The 1,102-nt window shown below is 59.4% G+C and carries 1 pseudogene and 1 other annotated feature; the pseudogene reads right to left on the bottom strand.

Annotated elements, in window-relative coordinates:
* Positions 1–976, bottom strand: a pseudogene (locus tag AX756_RS24750) (IS3 family transposase); the annotation flags it as partial.
* Positions 579–695: a sequence feature (AL1L pseudoknot), on the bottom strand. It overlaps the preceding pseudogene by 117 nt.
* Positions 977–1,102 lie beyond the last annotated feature (126 nt).

Consider the following 1,102-nt stretch of genomic DNA (forward strand, 5'->3'; position numbering starts at 1 on the left):
ACAGGATATGATCGAGGGTGTTGCGACGACCGGTTGAATCCGCCCTGGCTGCCTCGGTCGCTGTGATGAATGAGACCAGAACCATCTGGAGGGCGCCGTTCGTGCAGGGCCTGTTCGAGAGCTTCGAGCACGAACTCGGCTTGCATTGAGCGCGATACCCGCCAGCCGACGATCCTTCTGGCGAAGGCATCGATCACGAAAGCCACGTATACGAACCCACCCCAGGTCGCGACATAGGTGAAGTCCGACAGCCAGAGCATGTTCGGTGCGGGAGCATGGAACTCGCGGTTCACCCGATCCTCCGGGCAAGGCACGGATGGATCTGGAACCGTTGTTTTCTGGGCCTTTCCACGGATTGCGCCAGCCAGTCCCATGCTCTTCATCAACCTGGCAACCGTACACCGGGCGACACGGATGCCCTCCCGATTGAGCTGACGCCACACCTTCCGGACACCGTAGACCTGGAAGTTTTCATCCCAGACGCGCTGGATTTCCGGACGTAGCGTGGTGTCGCGCTTCGTTCGGTTGGATAGCTTCTTGGGATCAGACCTGCTGGCAGCATGGGCACGGTAGGTGGACGGGGCAATCGGCAGCACACGGCAGATCGGCTCGACCCCGAATTGATCACGATGCTCGTCGATGAACATCTTCATTTCTTCATGGGGCGGTCGAGCTCCGCCTGGGCAAAAAACGCCGAAGCCTTGCGAAGGATCTCGTTCGCCTGGCGCAACTCGCGGTTCTCCTTCTCCAGCTGCTTGAGCCGCGCAAGTTGATCACTGGTGGGACCCGAGCGTCGCCCAGCGTCGCGTTCTTCGCGCCGAACCCACTTGCGCAATGTCTCGGCGGTGCAGCCGATTTTCGGGGCTATCGAGCAGATCGTAGCCCACTGAGAAGCGTGATCCGCCTCATGATCGAAAACCATGCGTACCGCGCGGGCACGCACCTCGGTTGAAAAACGATTGGATGTACTTGTCATGGCTCCACCTTCTCAAGGTTGGGAGCCTCCGGCAAACCCGGCGCGGTTCAATGGGTTGATTGAGCTGCAACTCACTCTGTCAATCCCGGAGCAAAATGGGTCAGTGAACCGGTGGAATAATCGCCA

The organism is Aliiruegeria sabulilitoris, assembly GCF_001558155.1.
Lineage (GTDB): Bacteria > Pseudomonadota > Alphaproteobacteria > Rhodobacterales > Rhodobacteraceae > Tropicimonas > Tropicimonas sabulilitoris.